The following is a 21479-nucleotide window of genomic DNA, read 5'->3' as shown; positions in this document are numbered from 1 at the left end:
TTCGCTAATACTTGACCACGTTCGATTTCTTCACGTTTTGTACCACGTAATAATGCACCGATGTTTTCACCTGCACGACCTTCGTCTAACAATTTACGGAACATTTCTACACCTGTTACGGTTGTTTTCGCAGTTTCTTTGATACCTACGATTTCAACTTCATCACCTGTGCGGATGATACCACGTTCTACACGACCTGTTACTACTGTACCACGACCAGAAATTGAGAACACGTCTTCGATTGGTAATAAGAACGGTTGGTCAATTGCACGCTCTGGTTCAGGGATGTATGTATCTAAGTGGTTAGCTAATTCAAGGATTTTTTCTTCCCACTCTGCTACGCCGTTTAACGCTTGTAACGCTGAACCACGTACGATAGGAGTGTCATCACCCGGGAAGTCGTATTGTGATAATAATTCACGTACTTCCATTTCCACTAATTCTAATAACTCTTCGTCATCTACCATGTCGCATTTGTTTAAGAATACGATGATGTATGGTACACCTACTTGGCGACCTAATAAGATGTGCTCACGAGTTTGTGGCATTGGGCCGTCTGTCGCTGCTACTACTAAGATAGCACCGTCCATTTGTGCCGCACCGGTGATCATGTTTTTAACATAGTCCGCGTGTCCCGGGCAGTCTACGTGTGCGTAGTGACGTGTCGGTGTATCGTATTCTACGTGTGAAGTGTTAATAGTGATACCACGCGCTTTTTCTTCCGGCGCATTGTCAATTTGGTCAAATGCACGAGCTGAACCACCGTAGTGTTTTGCTAATACGGTTGTGATTGCTGCTGTTAAAGTTGTTTTACCGTGGTCAACGTGGCCGATTGTACCCACGTTTACGTGCGGTTTTGTACGTTCAAATTTTTCTTTAGACATTGAAAGTCCCTCTAAAAAACACGGTTATCGATGGTACAATAACACCACATTAACCTTATGTATTGTTTACGGTTTATTTTACAAGGAAAGCTGAAGTTTAAGAATGGTGCTGATAGGCGGATTTGAACCGCCGACCTCACCCTTACCAAGGGTGCGCTCTACCAACTGAGCTATATCAGCGCTTTCTTGGAGCGGGCAGCGGGAATCGAACCCGCATCATTAGCTTGGAAGGCTAAGGTAATAGCCATTATACGATGCCCGCAGTCCTAAATTCATCTGTCCCATCAAATCTTGAGAGTGGTGGAGGGAGAAGGATTCGAACCTTCGAAGGCTGAGCCAACAGATTTACAGTCTGCCCCCTTTGGCCGCTCGGGAACCCCTCCACGCTAGATTGAATCTTGATTGTGAGATGGTGCCGACTATCGGAATCGAACTGATGACCTACTGATTACAAGTCAGTTGCTCTACCTACTGAGCTAAGTCGGCGTCACAAGCAAGTGACGCGTATTATAGGGAAATTTTTCCGCCTGACAAGTGTTTTTTGTAAAAAAATAGATTTTTTTCGCTATCCGCTCAATTAGCAAGCAAAAATACTTGAATTTGCTATAATTTTAAACAATTCAACGAAATTTTTATGCCCAAATTTCTTTTTATAGGGTATATTCAAGGACAATTTTTCGTATTTGTAATAAAAAAATAATGACATTATCTCGCCACACTACGCATTTTTCTGATAATCATAGTCCTTTTTTGACATTTAATCGGCAACAATGGGCAGAATTGCGTAAATCTGTCCCCTTACAACTCACCGAACAAGATTTAAAACCATTACTTGGTTTTAATGAAGAACTCTCATTAGATGAGGTCAGTACGATCTACTTACCCCTCGCGCGTTTAATTAATTACTATATAGAAGAAAATCTACGCCGTCAGGCAGTTTTAAACCGATTTTTAGGTGGCAATAAAGTAAAAGTCCCTTACATTATCAGTATTGCAGGTAGTGTCGCCGTTGGTAAAAGCACTTCAGCGCGTATTTTACAGTCATTACTTAGCCACTGGCCTGAACCCCGTAAGGTGGATTTAATCACAACCGATGGATTTCTTTACCCACTCAATGTATTACAAGAAAGAAATTTATTACAGAAAAAAGGGTTTCCTATTTCATACGACACCCCAAAACTGATTAAATTTTTAGCTGACATTAAATCAGGCAAGCCAAATGTCAAAGCCCCCATTTATTCTCATTTGACCTATGACATTATTCCCGATCAATTTAACGTGGTGGATCAACCGGACATTCTGATTTTAGAAGGGTTAAATGTATTGCAGACGGGCAATAGCGCACAAACTTTCGTGTCTGATTTTGTAGATTTTTCTATTTATGTGGACGCAGATGAAACGTTATTACAAGAATGGTATATCCGCCGCTTTCTAAAATTCCGCCAAAGCGCGTTTAACGATCCCAATTCTTATTTTAAACATTACGCCAACTTGTCCGAACAAGAAGCTATTGCCATCGCGACACAAATTTGGAATAGCATCAATGGGTTAAATTTAAAAGAAAATATTTTACCCACTCGCGAACGGGCAAATCTTATTTTGACCAAAGGGGCAGATCACGCTGTGCAATTAGTGAGATTAAAAAAATAATCCTAAATTTGACCGCACTTACTCTCTCTAATATAGACAGCCCCTATTCTCACCAAAAATTTGTCTATTACACCAAAAAATTTAAGGACACAAAATCTGATTTGTGTCCTTAAAATTAACCTATCGTGTCGTTATTTCAACGAATATCCTCTTCGTCTTCCTCATCGAAAAATTCACCATCATCCCCATACTCATCATCCGTTGAGTTCGGGTCTTCAAAATAAGTTCCCCAGCCATCATAAATACCGCCATGTTTAAGTACCAAAGGAACCAATTCTTTTTGTTGCGCATCAATGATTTCAGGTTTTAATTCAACTTCTGCAACGATATCAAAACAAAAAAGTGGTTTGCCATGATCATCTTCTAACTCTTCTGCATCTGAGACTTCGTAGCCTGCTTTGAAGGCATCAACCGCAATTTTTTCTAGTTTATCGAAATCATAGTGGGCGACATGATGCTCAATAATATAAAGCGCATCGGGATCGCTGCCATCATTTAATAAATCCGTGATAATTTCACGTGTTTCTGCTTGGAATTGTTCTGGTGTTGGGTGGCTCATACTGTTGTCCTTAATAAAAAAGAAATCTTCCCATAAGGGAAGATTTACTCAGGGTTATTTTTTCAATAAATCGCGAATTTCTGCCAACAATTGTTCTTGTGTTGGTCCAGATGCTTTTTCAATAGGTTTTTTGATTTTGTTAATCCCTTTCACCATCATAAAAATGGCAAAAGCAATAATGATGAAATCTAAAACATTTTGGATGAATAAACCGTAATTTAATGTCACAGCCGGGGTATTACCTACCGCTTCGGCTAAGACGATTTTCAAATCTTTGAAATCGACACTGCCGGTTAAAATCCCTAAAACAGGCATAACAATATCACCCACCAGCGAGCTGACGATTTTACCAAAAGCACCACCGATGATCACACCGACTGCCATATCGACTACATTGCCACGTACGGCAAATTCACGGAACTCTTTTATAAAGCTCATAAAAATGACTCCCTTAATTCATTGAGAATAGAAAAGAAACACAATACATGTGTCCATTATATATTTCTTACAGTGGCGCAACGTCTCACCACAAAAACGGGCGTATTATATTAGTTTTCAATCAGTTGTCTAGATAAAAAATGCACTAGGTTGGAACAATTTCTCGATCTCTGAAACGGCTTTTTTATCGGAAAGATAGATAATAACATGGTCATACTCTTCAAACACCACGTCTTTTTTGGCGATAATCACCTCGTTATTTCGTAAAATTGCCCCGATAATGACAGTGTTAGGCAATTTTAATTCAGCCACTTTTCGCCCAATCACCTGTGATGTTGTGGCATCACCATGCAAAATAATTTCCAGTGCTTCTGCGCTACCATGTCGTAATTGCGCTACATTCACAATATCCCCTTTCCGAATATGGCTGAGCAATTTTGAGATAGTGGCTTGCTGAGGGGATATCGCAATATCAATGGCGCCACCTTGAATTAAATTGATGTATGCCATGCGTTGAATTAGCACGACCGCTTTTTCTGCCCCCATTCGTTTGGCTAACAAGGCGGACATAATATTGGCTTCGTCATCACTGGTAAGTGAAATAAAGACATCAATTTCATCAACATGCTCTTCAAATAAGAGCGATTGATCGGAAGCATCGCCGCAAAATACCAAGGTTTTAGAGAGATTTTCAGCTAAATAATTGGCGCGTTTGGGATTGCGTTCGATTAATTTCAGTGAACATTGGTTTTCTAAACGCGATGCAACATTTAAGGCAATATTACCACCGCCCATAATCATGATACGGCGATATGGACGCTCAAGACGTTGTAATTCAGACATGATGGCTTTGATATGTGCCGTTGCACAAATAAACGTAACCTCGTCCCCCGCTTCTATAATCGTAGAAGCTTGAGGACGAATAAATTTGTCTTGGCGTAAAATCGCCACAATACGGCAGTCTATATGGGGCATGTGATCACGCAGTGCAGAGATAGCATACCCCACTAAAGGGCCGCCGTAATAAGCTTTGCAGACGGCAACACTGATTTTTTCATTGGCAAAATGTGCCACTTGTAATGTACCGGGATAGTCAATTAAACGCGTGATTTCATCCGTCACCAAGGTTTCCGGTGAAATAATATGATCAATCGGTAAGACTTCAGGCAAAAATAAACGATCTTTTTCACGCCAGAAATCGCTATTGCGAATACGCGCAATTTTAGTGGGCGTATTAAAAATAGTCGCCCCCACCTGACAAGCCACCATATTGACTTCATCCGATTGCGTCACGGCAACCATTAAGTCTGCATCTTGTGCGCCGGCTTCACGTAAAACTGCCGGCGAAGAAGCCACCCCACGTACCACGCGTAAATCGTGTTTATCTTGCAGATTATCAAGGCGCGCTTCATTGTTATCTACTAAGGTGATGTCGTTATCTTCGCTCACTAAATTTTCCGCGAGTGTGATGCCAACTTGCCCTGCGCCGAGAATAATAATTTTCATAAAATCTACCTTTGACTATATTATGAGAGTATTTTAGCGGAAATACAGGGAAAAATCCGCAAAGTGCGGTCAAATTTCATTGTGTTTTTGTTATACTTTATGACCATTTGAGATTTAAAGGGCAGAATGTGGATTTACATAATATTCGGGAAGATTATGCGCAACAAGCGTTGTCAGCAAAACAATGCGATGCAGATCCCTTGAAACAATTTGAGAAATGGCTAACGGAAGCGATTACAGCGAAGGTGAATGAACCCACTGCGATGAACATTGCAACCGTAAATGAAAAGGGTTTGCCAAGTAGTCGTTTGGTGTTGTTAAAAGAATTAAACACGCAAGGTTTTGTGTTTTTTACCAATTATCACAGCCAAAAAGGCCGAGCGTTGCAAGCGAATCCCTTTGCGGCGTTAAATTTCTTTTGGCCTGAACTCGAACGCCAAGTCCGTGTCGAAGGGCGTGTTGAATTGCTTGATGAGCAAGCTTCCGATGAATATTTTGCAAGCCGTCCTTATACGAGCCGCATTGGCGCATGGGCAAGCGAGCAAAGTGCGGTGATTGAAAGCAAAAAAACGTTATTAGCCAAAGCGGCAATGATTGCAGCCAAACATCCATTGAATGTACCGCGTCCGGCCCATTGGGGCGGTTATGTCGTGATTCCAACCATGATTGAATTTTGGCAAGGTCGCCCGAGCCGTTTGCATGACCGTATCCGCTATCGTTTGGAACATAATAAATGGATTAAAGAGCGTCTTTCGCCGTAAATATGAGGAAATAAAAATGGAATATAATAAATTACGTATCGAATGGGATTGTCGCCGAGGGATGTTGGAATTAGATAAAGTGATTATGCCTTTTTATCAACAACATTTCGATACGCTATCCGATGAACAAAAAGCCACGTTTATTCGTTTGCTGGCTTGCTCAGATTTGCAATTATTTTCATGGTTTTTTAACCGCACTTCAGCACCTGATGCGGATTTGCAAGCCATGGTGGATTATATTCAACAAACATTGAAATTAGCGTCTTAATAATTTCTTAATATTTTTTGAACTTTTATAAAATCGTTTGCTCTAAGCTTACAACGATGCTGTGTTAAGCTGAAAGAGTAATATGATAATTGGAGTTATATGGCTGAACAGCTGACAGATCAGGCTTTAGTAGAACGCGTCCAGCAAGGAGATAAAAAAGCCTTTAATTTATTGGTTTCGCGTTATCAAAATAAAGTAGCGGGGCTTTTAACACGTTATGTTTCACGTAACGATATTCCCGATGTAGTACAAGAATCTTTTATTAAGGCTTACCGCTCTATCGAGTCTTTTCGTGGTGAAAGCGCATTTTATACTTGGCTTTATCGCATTGCGGTCAATACCGCCAAGAACTATTTAACCGCGCAAGGTCGCCGTCCACCAAATGAAGATATTTTGGCGGAAGATGCGGAAAGTTATGATATGGGCACCCATTTACGTGATGTGGATACGCCCGAAAATGAACTTTTATCTTCAGAACTTCGTAAAATTGTTTTCGATACAATCGAAGGGATGCAAGAAGAATTAAAAACAGCGATTACCTTACGAGAGCTTGAAGGCTTGAGTTATGAAGAAATTGCTGAAATTATGGATTGTCCTGTGGGGACGGTGCGTTCAAGAATTTTCCGCGCACGTGAAATTATTGAAAATAAAATTAATCCGTTAATTCAACGTTAAATAATTAAATACTGGAGTATAAAAATGCAAAAAGAGTTACTTTCTGCGTATGTTGATGGTGAACACGTAAGTAACGAATTCACTGCAAAATTATGTCAAGACGCCGAACTTCAAGCAAGTTGGCGTAACTTTCATGCTATTCGCTCTGTGATGCGTGAAGAAACTTCGGTGTTTTTAGGAGCGGATTTTAGCGCAAAAATGGAAGCGTTAATTGATGCAGAACCTACGGTTATTTCTCAGCCGACACCGGAAGCCGTTGAACAGCTTCCGTTTGTGCAGAAATTAAAAGCCATGTTTGCACCATTAACACAAGTCGCTGTTGCGGCGGCAGTTTGCTTAGTGGCAGTATTAGGCGTACAAACTTATAACGCCTATCAAGCAGATAAAGCGGCAGATTTGCCTGTGTTACAAACAACACCAATATTGTTGCAAAGTGCTCAACAACCTGTGAGCTATAATGCACCGGTGAAAGATGTGGCGTCCCCGGAGAAATTAGAACAGAAAAATAAACGTATGGGCGCGATGTTGCAACATTATGAAATGCAACGTAAAGCGGAAGAAGCACAAAAATAATTTCGTCATTTTAGGGTCTGTTTATTGATGATAAACAGACTCTCTCTATTACCACCACCGTTTATCGGTGGTGTATTTTTATCTCTCAGCTAAAAGAATTATGTTAATCGAAAGTGCGGTCGTTATTGACTATCAATCCGGTATGGCAACCGTCAAATGCCAATCCAAAAGTGCTTGTGGTAGCTGTGCCGCCAAAGCCGCTTGTGGTTCATCGGTACTTTCAGAATTAACCGGGGAACATAACGAACATATTTTCACGGTACAAACCATTACTCCGGTTGCCATTGGGCAACGGGTAGAAATTGGTTTGCCCGAGCGTTCTTTGTTGCAATCGGTTTGGCTTGTTTATGTTTTGCCTTTGCTAGCTATTCTGTTGAGTACCTTTATCGGTAGCCAACTCTTTCAACATGAATTACTCATTGCGGCATTTATTTTCTTTTGTACAGCCATCGTCTTTCTTGCTATACGTTTTTACACAAAAAAAATCCAAAAAAAATCGGCATTTCAGCCGATTTTAATCCGAGTTTGTCATTAATAATAAGAATGTTCGCCGCGTTGGTGCTCCGTAATATCTTTCGCCCCTTTTAATTCACCTGCGAACATTTCAAGCAATTGTTTCTCCACGCCGTCTTTTAAGGTCACATCCACCATTGAACAGCCATTACAGCCACCGCCAAATTGCAGCACTGCATAGCCATCTTCCGTGATTTCAATCAATGTAATGCGACCACCATGGCTGGCTAACTGCGGGTTGATTTGAGTTTGAATCACATAATCCACGCGTTCGATTAAAGGGGCATCGTCAGCCACTTTACGCATTTTGGCGTTAGGGGCTTTCAAGGTTAATTGTGTGCCTAATTCTTCAGTCACATAATCAATTTCGGCATCTTCCAAAAATGGCAAACTCACTTCATCCACAAAGGCAGAAAAACCGTTATATTTCATTTCACTATCACGATCTTCCACCGCGTTAGCCGGGCAATAGGAAACCCCACATTCTGCGTGCGGTGTGCCGGGATTCACCACGAAAATACGAATATTGGTGCCATCTTCTTGGCTTTCTAATAACTTACGAAAATGCGCTTGCGCGGCATCTGAAATTTTAATTTGTTCCACAACTTGACTCCATTGTTCCTAAATAAGCTGAGTTTTGCGGTCAGATAATACGCTGATATGAACGTTTATGCAAATTTTCAATGGTGATATAATCCCAAAACTGAAATCTTTTTGACCGCACTTTAAGAAAAAATGGCAAAATCCAATTACATCACACGCCAAGGCTGGAACGCCTTAGACCAAGAATTGAAATATTTATGGAAAGAAGAACGCCCCAAAGTGACTCAAGCGGTTTCTGATGCGGCTGCATTAGGGGATCGTAGCGAAAATGCGGAATATATTTACGGCAAACGCCGTTTGCGCGAAATTGACCGCCGTGTACGCTTTCTAATGAAACGATTGGAAGTCTTGCAAATTGTGGATTACCACGCGCGCCAAGAAGGCAAGGTCTTTTTTGGTGCTTGGGTCGAGTTGGAAACAGAAGAGGGGGAATTGAAACAATATCGCATTGTGGGCTGCGATGAATTTGATCCTGCCAAAAACTGGATTTCCGTGGATTCCCCCGTGGCACGTGCTCTGATTGGCAAAAGTTTGGATGACGAAGTCCGTGTTGACACGCCATCGGGGAAAGTCACGTTTTATATCAATCGAATTTGGTATGAAAAATAAAGGTGTAATAGGCAAAATAAACGGCATTATGCAGCACTTGCGCAAAACTGAAATGGCGGTTGGTGAGCTTGTCGAACCATAAGACATTTCAGTGGTGACTGCACAAGACTTACGTTTCGACAGGCTCAACGATCGTCTTGTGCAACTACCATTACAAACCATAAGGCAATGCTAACATTTCCAACGCCGTGTGCGTTTCTGTCAGTCTAAATGCTTGGTGTTCTTCAAGTTGATTACTCAAAACAACCTGTAACCATAAAACACCATCAACATTCACCGCACTTAGAATCGTACCCGTTTTACGCCAACCACTTTCCAATTGCATTTCAATTTCGCCCCCGATTTCTGGAACCGTCTCTGTTTCCGCTTTAAACGCAAACATCGCTCGTTTATTGGCACCACGATATTTTGCGCGTGCGACAGTTTCTTGCCCAATATAACAGCCCTTGGCAAAAGAAATGGCTTGTTCAATGGCTTGCAAATTTAACGCTTGCGGAATAAATTTCCCTTGAGCTTTAGCCGTCAAAATTGGGTAGCCTTGCTGAATATCGGCAACATCCCAGCACATAAAATCTTCGCTCATATTCACCGCGCTTTCAGGGTTGATCAGAATTTTCCGATTACCGAATTCAACACAAACCTGCGCTGAAATCTTGCTACTGTCGTCAATTATGCCGACAATTTGGGATTCTACCGGCGTGAAGGTGACTTTTGAAAATACCGCATATTTCTTTAACTGATCCAGTGCGGTCGGTAATAACTCCGTTCTCACCAACAAATAAAATTGCTCAGTAGAAAGGCGGATTAAGCGGAAAAGCCCCGTCATTTTACCTTTAGGATCGCAATGGGCAGTTAAGGTTGATGCACCGATTGTCAGTTTTGTCACATCCGCGGTGATTTGTCCTTGCAAATATTTTTCCGCATCAACGCCTGTAATCTCAATCAATTGATATTGGCTAAGATGAATGAGTGCCATGATCTACTCCAAGTTCTGAATTTGTTCACGCATTTGTTCAATCAATACTTTTAATTCAACCGCAGAAGCCGTGACATCAGCATTGATCGATTTTGAGGCTAAGGTATTTGATTCGCGGTTAAGTTCTTGCATCATAAAGTCCAATTTACGTCCCACTGCACCGCCTTTGTTCAAAATAGACGTGGTTTCTTTGACGTGCATTTGCAAGCGATCCAATTCTTCTGCCACATCCACACGTTGTGCCAGCAGGATCATTTCTTGTTCTAAACGTGTAGGATCAGGGGAAACTTGCACTTCTTCAAAGCGTTGCAATAAGCGATCGCGCTGCCATTGTAAAATCTCCGGCATTTTTGACCGCACTTTATTGGCTTCCACCGAAATGGCATCCAAACGTTGCTGAATAATGGCTTGCAATTTCTCGCCTTCGCGCCCACGCATAGCAATGAACTCTTGTAGCAAGGTATCAAAGGCGGCTAACAAATCTTGGCTAATGACATCCAAATCTTGCTCCGGGGTTTCTACGACACCGGGATAACGCAAAACATCCGTTAAATTAATTTCCCCTTCGCCTGCTTGCGCTTTAATCCATTTTAGCGATTGAATCACTTGATTGGCTAGGTCTTGATTCAGATGTAACTCTGTCGCGGCAACTTTTTTGCTATCAATGCGCAAGCTACATTCAATTTTACCGCGCGTTAGATTTTGGCGCAGTTTTTCGCGCAAGCTATTTTCTAACCCACGGAATTGTTCGGGTAAACGGAAAAAATTTTCTAAATAACGTTGGTTAACAGAACGAATTTCCCATACGGCATCGCCCCAATCTTTTTTGATTTCGTGGCGTGCAAAAGCGGTCATACTGTAAATCATATCTTTCTCCTGGATTTATATATCAATTTACCGCGGTTATTGTACTGGGAAATTTCACGGATGTCATTTTGCGTGTTAGAATAGCGCGATTTTTACAGAGAATAAGGAATTAACCATGCGCCCAAATGAACGAGCTAATCACCAACCCCGTCCCATTAAAATTACCCGAAATTACACCAAACATGCCGAAGGATCTGTCTTAGTAGAGTTTGGTGATACGAAAGTGCTTTGTACTGCGTCTGTGGATGAAACCGTTCCGCGCTTTTTAAAAGGACAGGGGCAAGGTTGGGTCACGGCAGAATACGGTATGTTGCCGCGTTCAACTCATAGTCGTATGCAACGTGAAGCGGCAAAAGGTAAACAAGGCGGGCGTACCATGGAAATCCAACGTTTAATCGCGCGTTCATTACGTGCTATGGTGGACTTAGAAGCCTTGGGCGAACGTTCAATTACCTTAGACTGCGATGTTATCCAAGCTGACGGCGGTACGCGCACCGCGTCTATCACTGGGGCTTGCGTAGCATTAATCGATGCGATTAATGGTTTAAGGGCAAATGGCACATTAAAAACGAACCCTATTAAAGGCTTAGTGGCGGCCATTTCTGTGGGTATCGTAGAGGGTACCCCTGTATGCGATTTAGAATATGTGGAAGACAGCGCGGCGGAAACCGATATGAACGTGGTGATGATGGAAGACGGTCGTATGATTGAAGTACAAGGTACGGCGGAAGGCGAACCCTTTTCTCATGAAGAATTATTACAATTACTCGATTTAGCTAAACAAGGTTGCGAACAAATTTTTGTGGCACAACGTGCCGCATTAGCACATTAATCATCATAGGGCAGAGCTATTTCTGTCCTTTTTTCTATTTGTTAAAAATAAAAGGATCATTGCAATATGCAAAACTACAAATCGGAATTTATCAAATTTGCTTTAAGTCGAAATGTATTACGCTTTGGGGAATTCACCTTAAAATCCGGTCGCATTAGCCCTTATTTTTTTAATGCCGGATTATTTAACACCGGGGCAGATTTAGCCCGTTTAGGCGAATTTTACGCCGCTGCGATTCAAGCCAGCGGTTTAACTTACGATGTTATTTTTGGCCCGGCTTACAAAGGCATTCCGATTGGAACAACGGTTTCGGTGGCGTTATTCAATCAATTTGGTTTAGACAAACCGGTATGCTTCAACCGTAAAGAAGCCAAAGATCATGGGGAAGGTGGCAATCTTATTGGTTCGCCATTACAAGGCAAGGTGTTATTGGTGGATGATGTGATTACCGCAGGAACGGCAATTCGTGAAGCGATGGATATTATTGCGGCAAACGGCGCTACATTAAGTGCGGTGGTTATTGCCTTAAATCGTAAAGAACGCGGCAAAGGCGATTTATCTGCCATTCAAGAAGTAGAACGCGATTATCAATGTAACGTGTTATCTATTGTAGATTTAGATGACTTAATGCAATTCATTGAAAATGACAGTCAATACAGCCAATATCTTCCTGCCATGAAAGCCTATCGTGCAGAATTTGGCGTTTAAGCCTAGAAAAGGCTGAACCCGGTTCAGCCTTTCATTCTCTTTAAAGCACGCTATTCCCGCATTTTCCTGTCTGTTCAATTTCTAAAATGTTAGAAAGTGTCACATCGGAGATATTATTTAACGCTTCTTCGGTCAAAAATGCTTGGTGTCCGGTAAAAAGCACATTATGGCAAGAAGATAAACGGCGGAAAACATCATCGGTAATCACATCGTTCGATTTATCTTCAAAGAACAGTTCACGTTCATTTTCATACACATCCATACCTAAGGCACCGATTTTTTGGCGTTTCAATGCTTCAATGGCGGCTTGGCTGTCAATTAACGCACCACGGCTGGTGTTGATGATCATCACGCCATCACGCATTTTATTAAATGCGGTTTCGTTGAGTAAGTGATAATTCTCAGGCGTAGCCGGGCAATGAAGGCTGATAATGTGCGAACGCGCGTAAAGTTCATCTAAGCTCACATACTGACCGCCTAATTCCTCCACTTGTGGATTTTTAAACGGGTCGTATGCCAATAATTCCATGCCAAAGCCCTTTAAAATACGCATCGTGGCGATACCGATTTTACCCGTCCCGATAATCCCGGCGGTTTTACCGTGCATATTAAAGCCGGTTAAACCTTCGAGCGAGAAATTGGCATCACGCGTACGTTGGTAGGCTTTATGAATACGGCGGTTAAGCGTGAGCATTAAACCCACGGCGTGTTCTGCTACCGCTTCAGGCGAATAAGCCGGCACACGAACGACATTTAACCCCAATTCTTTAGCAGCGTCTAAATCCACATTATTGAACCCGGCGCAACGTAAAGCGATAGTTTTTACGCCAATTTTTGCCAGTTTTTCTAAGACTGCTCGGCTACCGTCATCATTAACAAAAATACAAACCGCCTCGGCACCTTCTGCCATTTTGACGGTTTTTTCACTTAATAAGAAATCGAAGAATTCGAGTTCGAAACCAAATTTTTGGTTCGCGATTTCAAGGTGTTTGCGGTCGTAGTTTTTCGTGCTATATACAGCGACTTTCATAGTACAGCTCCATTTCCTAGTAAAATAATAAGGCATATTGTACGCCTTTAAGCTAAAAAATATAGCAGGCTTTGGCTATCGTATTGATACCAATAACAATAAGATCTGTTAGAAAAAAGACAAAAAAATAACCGCACTTTATTGCGTGAATAAAGTGCGGTTAAATTTTACTGAGTTTTAGTGATTATTGATTTTCACCATAATAAGCTTTACGCATGATTTCTTCCATATCTTCAACCATTGCCAAACGTGGGTTTGCAGGCGTGCATTGGTCTTCAAATGAAAGTAATGCGACTTCGTGAAGTGAGCCGATAAATTCTTGTTCATCTAACCCTTGTTCACGGAAGCTCATTTTCACGCCACAGCGTACTGCTAAATCGTGGAATGCTTTTGCAAATGATTCAACGCCTTCTGCTGGTGTTGATGCAGGCAAACCAAGAGCGCGAGCAATATCTTGATAGCGTTTATCTGCCACATAGCTATTATATTTCGGCCATGTTGCCAATTTCGTTGGGCGAGTACCGTTGTAACGAATAACATGCGGCATAAGAATGGCGTTTGCGCGACCATGTACCACGTGGAATTTACCACCGATTTTGTGTGCCATTGAGTGACAAATCCCCAAGAATGCATTGGCAAATGCCATACCCGCCATGGTTGAGGCGTTATGCATTTTTTCACGTGATTCCGGTGTAGCTTTTTTCACGGATTCTTCAAGGTTCTCAAACACTAATTTAATCGCTTGTAGTGCAAGACCATCGGTAAAGTCATTTGCCAATACAGACACATAAGCTTCTGTGGCGTGAGTTAATACGTCTAAACCGGTATCCGCTGCGATATGGCTTGGTACTGACATGACTAATGCCGGGTCAACAATGGCGATTGTTGGGGTTAATGAATAGTCTGCCAATGGGTATTTTTTGTCACCGTCAGTGATTACCGCAAATGGGGTTACTTCAGAACCTGTACCTGATGTGGTTGGGATACCGATAAATTTCGCTTTACGACCTAATTGTGGGAATTTGAACGCACGTTTACGGATATCCATGAATTTTTGGACTAAGTCACGGAAATCTACTTCAGGTTGTTCATAGAATAACCACATAACTTTTGCCGCATCCATTGGCGAACCACCACCTAATGCAATAATCGTATCAGGTTGGAAGCTACGCATTAATGCTGTACCACGTTGAACCGTTTGGATACTTGGATTTGGCTCAACATCCGCAAATAATTGGTAAGTAATACCTTGGTGATTTAAACGCAATTGTTCTGCGATTTTTTCCACAAAACCTAAATCTACCATAGAACGGTCAGTCACGATCATTACGCGATTAACACCTTTCATGGTTTGTAAATACTGAATTGAATCGCGTTCAAAGTAGATTTTTGAAGGCACTTTAAACCATTGCATATTATTTCTCCGTCTTCCCAAGCGTTTGATATTGATTAAGTTCAAGGCACTTACGTTGTTGCCTACGGAGTTTTTACCGTATGAACCACAACCCAGTGTTAACGATGGTAAGAAAGAGTTATACACATCACCAATACCGCCAAAGGTTGAAGGTGAATTCCAAATAACACGAATGGCTTTCACACGTTCACCAAATGAACGAGCTAATTCAGCATCTTTGGTATGAATGGCTGCAGAGTGACCTAAACCGTGGAATTCCACCATCGCTTCAGCCATATCCAAACCTTGTTCACGAGAATGTGATTTTAATAAGGCAAGTACCGGGGAAAGTTTTTCACGAGTTAACGGCTCTTTTTCACCCACTTCTTCACATTCTGCCACTAAAATATTGGTTTTAGCAGGGACAGTAAAGCCCGCTTGTTCTGCGATCCAAGCCGCCGGTTTACCTACCACATTGGCATTTAATTTTGCACCTGCACAGTTTTTACTGTTCGCTTTGACACCAAACATAAATTCTTCAAGCAAGGCTTTCTCTTTTTTGTTCACGAAATATACACCATAAGATTTAATTTCGTTCACAAATTCATCATAGATTTCTTCATCCACAATCGCCGCTTGTTCTGACGCGCACACCATACCGTTATCAAATGATTTCGACATCACAATATCATGTACAGCTTGTTTTACATTGGCAGATTTTTCCACGTAAGCCGGCACGTTACCTGCCCCAACGCCTAATGCAGGTTTACCGCAAGAATAAGCGGCTTCCACCATCGCGTTACCGCCTGTTGCTAAAATAGTCGCAATACCCGGGTGTTTCATTAATGCAGAAGTCCCTTCCATTGATGGTGTTTCGATCCATTGGATACAATTTTCAGGCGCACCGGCTGCAATCGCGGCATCACGAACAATTTGCGCGGCATGTGCAGAAGATTTTTGTGCCGAAGGATGGAAAGCGAAAACAATTGGGTTACGTGTTTTTAACGCAATTAATGATTTAAAAATCGCGGTTGAAGTTGGGTTAGTGGTTGGTGTTACCCCGCAAATCACCCCTACAGGATCCGCGATTTCAGTAATACCGGTAACATCATCATGACTGATTACCCCTGCAGTTTTTAAGTGGCGCATATTATTCACCACATATTCACAGGCAAAAAGATTTTTAGTGGCTTTATCTTCAAACACACCACGACCTGTTTCTTCCACTGCGTGTAACGCTAATGTACCATGCTGATCCAAAGCCGCTACCGATGCTTTTGCCACAATATAATCCACTTGCTCTTGATTAAGCTGACGGAATTGTTCTAAAGCAACCAAGCCCTTTTCAACCAGTGCATTCACTTCTGCCTGAGCCGGACTTACCGCGTTGTTTACTTCATTACTCATAATGAATCTCCTAAAGTTGTTAAAAATTGAAAAATTTAGCTACGCGCAATTATACGCCTTTAGGGTTATACCAAAAGCAAAATCTAACTGAATAAAACTAAAGTGTGATCTAGATCATAAAATCTGATTAATGACAGAAAAACATCGCTGAAACCTTTCGCTAAATCGATTGCAATTTTGTTTTTCTAACGCAAAATTTTTCTTTATTTCGGTGCCAAAATCCGCCATACTAGCGCCCTTTTTTACACCCTTATCAATTTCATTTTAAAAGGAAAATTTATGTCAGCAGCAAAAGACGGTTTGGCAAATCCGGCACCACTGGGTTTATGTGGCTTCGCATTAACCACGTGGTTATTAAGTTTAATTAACAACGGCACCTACACGGGCGAAAACGTAGGTTTAGTGCTTGCAATGGGAATCGCATTTGGCGGTACCGCACAAATGATCGCGGGCATGTTTGAATACAAAAAAGGGAATACCTTTGGCTTCACCGCGTTTACGAGCTACGGTGCATTCTGGTGGTCATTTGTTTTACTCAAAGTATTCTTCGCCGAAGGCGTAACAGCCCCATTTGTAGGTTGGTATTTAGTAGCTTGGGGCACATTCACGTTAATGATGTTCTTCGGCACATTGGCGAAAGCACGTGCGTTACAAGCGATTTTCTTAAGCTTAACCATCACGTTCTATTTGTTAGCCGCAGGTGACTTCGCAGGCGATCATTCAATCACCCATATCGGTGGTAATTTCGGTTTATTAACGGCATTATTAGCTTTCTACTTAGCAGCCGCAGATATTATCAACGAAAGCTTCGGACGCACCATTTTACCAATCGGTGAACCAAAATAAGAACGCATTTCCTATAACAAAAAAGCGCGGTGAGAAAACCACTTGTTTTTCCACCGCACTTTTTTACCAAGACTACCGTCATCACGGCACATTTAACCAAAAGGTCACCGGCCCGTCATTGACTAACGAAACTTGCATATCTGCCGCAAAACGCCCAGTCGAAACACCAATTTTTTCACCGCACTTTTGCACAAAATAGTCATAAAGCGCATTGGCAAGTTCTGGTGCAGCCCCCTTAGAAAAGCTCGGGCGCAAGCCTTTTTGCGTATCCGCTGCCAGCGTAAATTGAGAAACAATTAATAGTTCACCACCGGCTTGTTGTACGTTCAAATTCATTTTGTCATTTTCATCACTAAAAACGCGATAATTCAGCACTTTCTCTGCCAATTTATCTGCTTTTTCCCGCGTATCCTCTTTTTCAACGCCAAGTAAAACTAACAATCCTTTATCAATTTTGCCTACCCGTTCCCCATGTACATCCACATGAGCCTGCGACACACGTTGAATTAATGCGATCATTCTTGATACTCCTTAACTTGTTGTAAATCCAATTTGCCTTGTTTGAACAGGCGCATATCATCCAATACCGCGGTCAGTTGCGCCCCCAATAAAATAAAGAGCCAACTTAATTGCAACCACAATAACATTAATGGCAAGGTTGCCATCGCGCCATAAATCACTTGATAAGACGGAAAGGTTAAAATATACCAAGCAAAGGCTTTTTTGCCGAGCGTAAAGAAAGTTGCCGCAATTAAAGCACCGCAAGCCGCATACCCTATATTCACCTTTTGATTAGGCACAACGGTATAAATAAAGGTAAAGCTCAACCAAGTGAGTAAAAAAGGGACAAAACTCAGTAGCTTCACCCCAAATGGCAATGCCAATTCATGATTGAATACGCTGATTTTTGCCACATAACTACTCACCGCAAAACTTGCCCCCATTAAAATAGGACCAAGGGTTAAAATTGCCCAATAAATGGTAAATGAAAAAATCTTACTGCGTGCCGGCGCCTTCCAAATGGCGTTTAATGTGGTATCAATAGAATGAATAAGCAAAAGTGCCACAGCGATTAAACTCACAATCCCAACCGCGCTCATTTGCTTTGAGTTATGCACAAATTCATCAATATATTGCCCCACCACATCACTTGCCGAAGGTGCAAAGTTAGTAAAAATAAATTCTTTCAGCATCCCCGTCACTTCATTAAACATAGGAAAAGCCGTAAAAATCGAAAATACCACCATCACCAACGGAACAATGGCAAGCATGGTGCTATAGGTCAGCGACCCCGCAGCTTGGGTCAGTTTATTTTGATTAAACCGCCACCAAAATACTTGGCTGAAACGCCAAAGTGCGGTTAAATGTGGATGTGTTTTGTTGTTCATAAGCCAGCCCTATGATAAGTGCAAACGTTTTTGAGCCAGCCTAAACCATTCTTTGTCTTGTTCACAGCCAATAAACTCCCGTCCCAATGCTAGGGCGGCAACACCTGTGGAACCTACTCCCATAAACGGATCAAAAATAACATCACCTGTCCCAGTATGAATTTCAATAATATCTTTCATTAATGCAATCGGCTTTTGAGTGGGATGTGCTGTTCGCTCTTTGCCCAATAAAGTCGGTGTTTGAAAGAAGGCTCGTTGATAAGCCACATCATGTGATTTGTTAAAAACCCATTTGCTTTTTTTACTTTTCACAGCCCAAATTGCGAATTCCATATCTTGAACATAGCGGCGATGGATATTGCGAGGCATAGGATTCGCTTTTTGCCACACTAAAACATCTTTTACCACCCCATTCAACTGTTCAATTTTATTACAGATATGAGAAATAAATTTATAAGAACAGAATATGATCAGTGACCCATCCTTATCCAATAAAGGAAATGCCAAATCTAGCCATTCAGCCGGATCAAAATGCCAATCCCATTGCCCAAAATCAATCCCTTTTCTCGGATTCCGCATCGTATGAAATTGATTCTCTGTCGAAATGGAATAAGGCGGATCAGTAATAATGTGATCTACTTTTATCCCTTGGCTCTGCATTTCTTGCATTTTTACAAAACAATCAGCATGGAAAATTTGGGCGGTTTCATAAAACTGAGAAAATAATGTCATTATTACAAATACTCTTTTAATTCATTGGCGATCGCTTCAGCTAAACGCGGAGGAACCGCATTACCAATTTGTTTGCAAATTTCCGTTTTCTTACCATAAAAAATAAAATGATCTGGGAAGCTTTGTAAGCGAGCCGCTTCTCTTGGTGTAATAGCACGATGTAATTCAGGATGGGAATTACACCCATTACTTGGCGTATCAAAGCGCGTATCAATAGTCGGTGACGGCTCAGCCCATTTTAAACGAGACCACGTAGTACCAAATTTTTGTTTACCATGTAATTCTACTGGCAAGCTACTTTTATCCCCTTCAGGAGGAATCATTTTCAATTTATCTAGCGCAACTTGGTTATGATTGGTCGCCTGGTGATTAAATAATTGGATAGATTTAACACGCAATTCTTGTTGATACGTTGATTTGGGTTGATTTGAGTAATCTTGCTTAAATGCTCCTTCTGCGCTATTTAAGTAGGCAAGATCACTAATTGCATCTTTTACCGTTAAAACTCGTGGGTTTTTGACCGCACTTCTTCCAAGCAATGCATCAAAATTAAATATCCCCTTGCGTAATCCCACAATAAATACACGTTCTCGACTTTGAGGTACACCAAAATATTTTGCATTTAACACTTGAACAGAAACATCCAATCCCAGTTTCTTTAATGCAGATTTAATCTCATTTAAAAAATAACCATTTGCGGTACTCACTAAAGCCTTTACATTCTCCATCACAATAAAATCAGGTTGAATAGCTTCTACTAATTTTAAATATTCTAAGAATAAAAAGTTACGTGGATCCGCAAGCCCTAATTTTTTTCCTTTCATCGAAAAACCTTGGCAAGGTGGTCCACCTAAAATACCCTTAATATTATTTTCTTTTGCAAATTCAATAATATGTGTTTTTAACTGTTCATTAGTTAAATCACCACATAAGGTATGACTGTTTTTGTGGTTTCTTTTGAAGGTTTCTAAGGCAGCAGCGTTTATATCAACGCCGAGAGCAATATCAAAACCAGCTTGTTCAAAGCCGTAAGATAATCCACCCGCTCCGCAAAATAAATCCAATACTTTCATGTTAACGTAATCGGTCATAAACAAAGTTTATACAGTCTTCTTCAGATACAAAATTCAAGCAAAACTCTTTTGCCTTTGGTGCATTTTTAAAAATATTTGAAATCAATAATTTTTGATATTCTTCATCGGCTCGCCCCTTTGTTAAAGCACGATGACAAGCCGGACAAAGTTTCACTAAATTATCTATTTGGTCACAATTTCTGTCTGCTGAAAAAGAAATACAATGATGTACTTCAAGATAATAACGTTCGGAATTTCGATATTTAAAAGTGCGGTCAGAAATCGGATAGATTTGCTTACAAGCTGCACATTCATCATCAAAATAAGCTCTTACATATTGCACAATACTTTGATCTCGTTGTGTTTTTTCATCAATCTGCGTATTGTAAATAAAACCCAGCTCTTTACGTAATTGCTCAATTTCGTTTTCAGTTTTAAATTTACCTAGCACTTTTTCTTGATAAAACATAATGCGATATACAAATGCTTTATCTTTTTGAGCAACCTTTTTAGTAAGAATAAGTGGTTTATTATTTTTCAATGTATCAGACTTATAACTATTAACATCTTCAAGATAACCACCCACTTTATTATAAAAATAACGCAAGTTAATTCGAAATTGTGTATTACGTAATTTTTTCCCAGTGACATATTCTTCTTGTAATTCACGGAAATTGAAATTTAATTGACGCATATCACTTAAATTGGTGACTAAATTAAACAGCATATTTAGGTATTCAACACTGACAACACTGCTTAATAAATCTAAAGTATAAAAATTTCCTTTAAGATCAATGCTACCTCGCATCCCCCAAAATGCTAATAATATTTTTCGCTCAAATTCATCATTTGTAATATTTTCTTCAAAACGCTTTTGCTGAATACGTCGATAAACTTGTTGGAAAAATGAATCAAGAGATTCTGATATAGAGATAATAAAATGGTGTTTACATTGCTTCCTACTGCAAACTAAAGTAAAAGGTAAACCAAAATAACGTATTAATTTATCATTTTCTCTTTGATAAATACTTTCAGTTAGTTCGTAAGGTGCATGAATGCTACTGCTATAAGATGATTCAATCACAACGCCATTTTTAAAAGGCTTGGCATTAGCAAATGCCGCTAATAACGCATCAAGGCTTGCTGTTTGTAAGAACTCGTGCTCAGTCATAGTGCTTTATATTTATT

General features: G+C 40.8%; 24 protein-coding genes and 4 tRNA genes. 10 read left to right on the top strand and 18 right to left on the bottom strand.

What is annotated here, in order from left to right; all coding sequences use genetic code 11:
* From tuf to E7T07_RS09405, 5 genes are all read right to left on the bottom strand, one after another.
* A partial coding sequence (tuf, locus tag E7T07_RS09425; RefSeq protein WP_135710895.1) for an elongation factor Tu occupies positions 1–884 on the bottom strand: 884 nt, incomplete at its 3' end.
* A gap of 104 nt (positions 885–988) precedes the next feature.
* Positions 989–1064: transfer RNA gene (locus E7T07_RS09420), tRNA-Thr, on the bottom strand.
* A gap of 7 nt (positions 1065–1071) precedes the next feature.
* Positions 1072–1146, bottom strand: a tRNA-Gly gene (locus E7T07_RS09415).
* Positions 1147–1182: 36 nt separating this feature from the next.
* A tRNA-Tyr gene (locus E7T07_RS09410) sits at positions 1183–1267 on the bottom strand.
* 27 nt (positions 1268–1294) lie between these two features.
* A tRNA-Thr gene (locus E7T07_RS09405) sits at positions 1295–1370 on the bottom strand.
* A gap of 213 nt (positions 1371–1583) precedes the next feature.
* Between E7T07_RS09405 and coaA the strand changes: the two genes are divergently transcribed.
* A complete protein-coding gene (coaA, locus tag E7T07_RS09400; RefSeq protein WP_135710894.1) occupies positions 1584–2534 on the top strand; it encodes a type I pantothenate kinase in 951 nt (316 codons plus the stop codon).
* A 136-nt stretch (positions 2535–2670) separates the two neighbouring features.
* On the opposite strand, the gene rraB is transcribed toward coaA, so the two are convergent.
* The 3 genes from rraB to trkA form a co-directional block, all read right to left on the bottom strand.
* Entirely contained in the window at positions 2671–3093 is a 423-nt protein-coding gene (gene rraB / locus E7T07_RS09395; RefSeq protein ID WP_135710893.1) for a ribonuclease E inhibitor RraB, read from the bottom strand.
* 54 nt (positions 3094–3147) lie between these two features.
* A complete protein-coding gene (mscL, locus tag E7T07_RS09390) occupies positions 3148–3531 on the bottom strand; it encodes a large-conductance mechanosensitive channel protein MscL (protein ID WP_135710892.1) in 384 nt (127 codons plus the stop codon).
* A 129-nt stretch (positions 3532–3660) separates the two neighbouring features.
* The gene (trkA, locus tag E7T07_RS09385) at positions 3661–5037 is read right to left on the bottom strand and encodes a Trk system potassium transporter TrkA (RefSeq protein ID WP_135710891.1); all 1377 of its coding nucleotides are present in this window, start codon (positions 5035–5037) and stop codon (positions 3661–3663) included.
* Between the two features lie 128 nt (positions 5038–5165).
* On the opposite strand from trkA, the gene pdxH reads away from it, so the two are divergent.
* The 5 genes from pdxH to E7T07_RS09360 all read left to right on the top strand — a co-directional run bounded on the left by pdxH (position 5166) and on the right by E7T07_RS09360 (position 7849).
* Entirely contained in the window at positions 5166–5798 is a 633-nt protein-coding gene (pdxH, locus tag E7T07_RS09380; RefSeq protein WP_135710890.1) for a pyridoxamine 5'-phosphate oxidase, read from the top strand.
* 16 nt (positions 5799–5814) lie between these two features.
* Positions 5815–6066, top strand: a complete 252-nt coding sequence (locus E7T07_RS09375; protein ID WP_135710889.1) for an FAD assembly factor SdhE — start codon at positions 5815–5817, stop codon at positions 6064–6066.
* Positions 6067–6165: 99 nt separating this feature from the next.
* A complete protein-coding gene (gene rpoE / locus E7T07_RS09370) occupies positions 6166–6741 on the top strand; it encodes an RNA polymerase sigma factor RpoE (protein WP_135710888.1) in 576 nt (191 codons plus the stop codon).
* A gap of 24 nt (positions 6742–6765) precedes the next feature.
* Positions 6766–7314 carry a sigma-E factor negative regulatory protein gene (locus E7T07_RS09365; protein WP_135710887.1) on the top strand — a complete coding sequence of 183 codons (549 nt, stop codon included), beginning with the start codon at positions 6766–6768 and terminating at the stop codon, positions 7312–7314.
* Between the two features lie 100 nt (positions 7315–7414).
* On the top strand, positions 7415–7849 hold the full coding sequence (locus tag E7T07_RS09360) for a SoxR reducing system RseC family protein (protein ID WP_135710886.1): 435 nt from the start codon (positions 7415–7417) through the stop codon (positions 7847–7849).
* Here E7T07_RS09360 and nfuA read toward each other — a convergent pair.
* Positions 7846–8430, bottom strand: coding sequence for a Fe-S biogenesis protein NfuA (gene nfuA, locus E7T07_RS09355; protein ID WP_135710885.1), 585 nt, complete (start codon positions 8428–8430; stop codon positions 7846–7848). The genes E7T07_RS09360 and nfuA overlap by 4 nt on opposite strands.
* 132 nt (positions 8431–8562) lie before the next feature.
* Here nfuA and greB point away from each other — a divergent pair, with 132 nt between their 5' ends.
* Positions 8563–9039 carry a transcription elongation factor GreB gene (gene greB / locus E7T07_RS09350; protein ID WP_135710884.1) on the top strand — a complete coding sequence of 159 codons (477 nt, stop codon included), beginning with the start codon at positions 8563–8565 and terminating at the stop codon, positions 9037–9039.
* A gap of 151 nt (positions 9040–9190) precedes the next feature.
* Here the strand turns inward: greB and ygfZ are convergent, their stop codons facing one another.
* Positions 9191–10018 (bottom strand): CAF17-like 4Fe-4S cluster assembly/insertion protein YgfZ, encoded by an 828-nt coding sequence (gene ygfZ, locus E7T07_RS09345; RefSeq protein ID WP_135710883.1) that lies wholly within the window; start codon positions 10016–10018, stop codon positions 9191–9193.
* Complete coding sequence (locus E7T07_RS09340; RefSeq protein WP_135710882.1) at positions 10019–10882, bottom strand: YicC/YloC family endoribonuclease; 864 nt, start codon at positions 10880–10882, stop codon at positions 10019–10021.
* Positions 10883–10997: 115 nt separating this feature from the next.
* Here E7T07_RS09340 and rph point away from each other — a divergent pair, with 115 nt between their 5' ends.
* Both rph and pyrE read left to right on the top strand, forming a co-directional pair.
* Positions 10998–11714 carry a ribonuclease PH gene (gene rph / locus E7T07_RS09335; protein ID WP_135710881.1) on the top strand — a complete coding sequence of 239 codons (717 nt, stop codon included), beginning with the start codon at positions 10998–11000 and terminating at the stop codon, positions 11712–11714.
* Positions 11715–11780: 66 nt separating this feature from the next.
* Positions 11781–12422 carry an orotate phosphoribosyltransferase gene (gene pyrE, locus E7T07_RS09330; RefSeq protein ID WP_135710880.1) on the top strand — a complete coding sequence of 214 codons (642 nt, stop codon included), beginning with the start codon at positions 11781–11783 and terminating at the stop codon, positions 12420–12422.
* 40 nt (positions 12423–12462) lie between these two features.
* Here the strand turns inward: pyrE and E7T07_RS09325 are convergent, their stop codons facing one another.
* Both E7T07_RS09325 and adhE read right to left on the bottom strand, forming a co-directional pair.
* Positions 12463–13452: a 2-hydroxyacid dehydrogenase gene (locus E7T07_RS09325; RefSeq protein WP_135710879.1), complete on the bottom strand. Its 990-nt coding sequence runs from the start codon at positions 13450–13452 to the stop codon at positions 12463–12465.
* A gap of 184 nt (positions 13453–13636) precedes the next feature.
* Positions 13637–16252, bottom strand: coding sequence for a bifunctional acetaldehyde-CoA/alcohol dehydrogenase (adhE, locus tag E7T07_RS09320; RefSeq protein ID WP_135710878.1), 2616 nt, complete (start codon positions 16250–16252; stop codon positions 13637–13639).
* A 279-nt stretch (positions 16253–16531) separates the two neighbouring features.
* Here adhE and E7T07_RS09315 point away from each other — a divergent pair, with 279 nt between their 5' ends.
* Complete coding sequence (locus tag E7T07_RS09315) at positions 16532–17098, top strand: acetate uptake transporter (RefSeq protein ID WP_135710877.1); 567 nt, start codon at positions 16532–16534, stop codon at positions 17096–17098.
* An 81-nt stretch (positions 17099–17179) separates the two neighbouring features.
* Here the strand turns inward: E7T07_RS09315 and dtd are convergent, their stop codons facing one another.
* Genes dtd through E7T07_RS09290 form a run of 5 tightly spaced genes read right to left on the bottom strand, consistent with a single transcriptional unit; the run spans position 17180 to position 21462 of the window.
* Positions 17180–17617 (bottom strand): D-aminoacyl-tRNA deacylase, encoded by a 438-nt coding sequence (dtd, locus tag E7T07_RS09310; RefSeq protein ID WP_135710876.1) that lies wholly within the window; start codon positions 17615–17617, stop codon positions 17180–17182.
* Entirely contained in the window at positions 17614–18486 is an 873-nt protein-coding gene (locus E7T07_RS09305; RefSeq protein ID WP_135710875.1) for a virulence factor BrkB family protein, read from the bottom strand. Before E7T07_RS09305 ends, dtd begins: the two co-directional genes overlap by 4 nt.
* A 9-nt stretch (positions 18487–18495) precedes the next feature.
* Entirely contained in the window at positions 18496–19218 is a 723-nt protein-coding gene (locus E7T07_RS09300) for a DNA-methyltransferase (RefSeq protein ID WP_135710874.1), read from the bottom strand.
* A gap of 2 nt (positions 19219–19220) precedes the next feature.
* On the bottom strand, positions 19221–20309 hold the full coding sequence (locus E7T07_RS09295) for a DNA cytosine methyltransferase (RefSeq protein ID WP_135710873.1): 1089 nt from the start codon (positions 20307–20309) through the stop codon (positions 19221–19223).
* On the bottom strand, positions 20293–21462 hold the full coding sequence (locus E7T07_RS09290) for an HNH endonuclease signature motif containing protein (protein WP_135710872.1): 1170 nt from the start codon (positions 21460–21462) through the stop codon (positions 20293–20295). Before E7T07_RS09290 ends, E7T07_RS09295 begins: the two co-directional genes overlap by 17 nt.
* Positions 21463–21479: the final 17 nt, after the last annotated feature.

The organism is Actinobacillus porcinus, from assembly GCF_901764995.1.
Taxonomy (GTDB): Bacteria; Pseudomonadota; Gammaproteobacteria; order Enterobacterales; family Pasteurellaceae; genus Exercitatus; species Exercitatus porcinus.
Note: the sequence above shows the minus strand (reverse complement) of the source record. Positions and strands in the feature narration are given on the sequence as shown.